This is a genomic window from Actinomycetota bacterium, from assembly GCA_005888325.1.
GTDB lineage: Bacteria > Actinomycetota > Acidimicrobiia > Acidimicrobiales > AC-14 > AC-14.
On the sequence record VAWU01000098.1, the window covers coordinates 4,074 to 5,856 of the forward strand.

1 protein-coding gene is annotated in these 1,783 nt (G+C 67.1%); it reads right to left on the minus strand.

The window, feature by feature from the left end; translation table 11 throughout:
- Window positions 1-670: 670 nt before the first annotated feature.
- A partial coding sequence (locus E6G06_22405; GenBank protein TML84757.1) for a calcium-binding protein occupies window positions 671-1,783 on the minus strand: 1,113 nt, incomplete at its 5' end.

Sequence of the window (1,783 nt, forward strand, 5' to 3'; positions counted from 1 at the left end):
GAGCTTTTTGCGGCGGCGCGCGCTGCTAGTCGGCACCTACGTCGCGTCGGTTCGATGATCGTTGGGCTCGTAGGCGCGCCGTTCGTCGCTGCAGCGCTGGTCGTCCGTGGTCTCGCTCGCCTATTGGCTGCAGGCGGGAAGTCCGTCGCGACTTCGCTCGCCGACTTGCTTCGATGGATCTTCCGTCCACTGGCTGTGATCGGGCGCCAGGCTCGCCAAAGGTGGAAGACAGCGATGGAGTCAATGCGCGACGTGACCGGCGTGGCGTCCTCTCGACTTCGCGGAGCCGCCGCCCGTGGCAGGGCGAGCGCGTTCTCACAGTGGAGGCGAAACCGGGCGGCCGCTCGACGGATCCGCACCGCGGCGCGCGCAGGTCTGAGAGACGCACGCAACGGAGTCCGGCGATGGGCCAAGGCCATCAGGCGGAAAAAGGTAGGCGAACCAACAGAGCGACTCACCGAGCAGTTGCCTGTTGGAGAAGAGCACGCTGACTCGCTCGGCATCGATCTGAGTCCGAAACAATCGCGTTCCCCGGTTTCCCGCAAGACGTAGATACGCCGGACACCAGCCGCTCACCCGCCATTCCGGCCCACTGAGGTACGGCAGGAAGCATCGCTGGCAACCAGGCGAGCGAGTCAGCCGCCGCGGCTGACCCCCGTGCCCGGCGTGGTCAAGGCCCGGTCTCGCACGTCGCGAACTGGAACGGATTGGGGTCGGAGCACGTGTCGGTGCCGTCCCCCCCTTGCAGCGAGTCGAGCCCCGCACCCCCCTTGAGGGTGTCGTTCCCGCTGGTGCCGAGGATGGCGTCGTTGCCCGGCCCGCCCACCAGGATGTCGTTGCCACCGTCGCCCATGATCAGGTCGTTGCCGCCCAGGCCGTTGAGGGTGTCGTTCCCACCCTTGCCGCAGATGATGTCGTTGCCGGAAGTCCCGTTCAGCACCTCCGGTGCGTTCGTGCCCGTGATCGTGCACGCGGCCGTGGCGCTGAACCCCGCATCGGTGGTCCAGGGGAAGAAGCGCACGTTGGACGACACCGCGTCCCCGGTGCCGGTCGACCAGTCCGACGGCCCACTCGCGTCGCCCCACCAGTTCCGGGCAAGGCCCAGAACCGCAGAGGAGGTGTTGCGCACCCCATAGGTGTTGCCTGCGATGACGTTGTGCTGACCCGACACGGCAGGCACGGTCGCATCGGTGGGTTGCTCGTCCGAAACGAGCAGCGCGGTGCCGTTGTCGTGGATGTCGTTTTGCCCGACCAGGACATCGGCGGGGTTCGACACGCTCGTCCGCGAGATCACCGCGATGGCGATGTCGTTGCCGTTGATGTTGGCGTTGGTGACGACGTTGTGCGCTCCAAACGCCGAGTTCAGCACGGAGTCAACGATCTCGACCCCCGCACCGCTACCTCCACCACACGTCGTCGGGCGACACGTGTTGGCGGTGATCGTGCCGCTGATCGTCCCATCGAATGTGCCCATCGCACCATGCGCGATGCGCACGCCGGTCTGGGGTTGTCGGGCCGCTGTGCCCAGGCCCGTGATCGTCGGACTCCCGCTCAACAAGGCCCAGGACCCGACGCCCTCGGCCACCACCCCGGCTTGTTGGTAGCCGGTCGTGATGAGCCCGCCGCTGGTGGCGAATGTCCCCGTTGACGCCCATGCGGCCTTGCCTGCCTGAATGGCAACGCCGGAGTCACACGCGCTGAGGGGTTCGTCGCGGATGTCGAGCACCTGGAGGCCGAAGGCGAACACCTGAGAGCCACCGGTGATGAGCACGCCGGAGTTCAG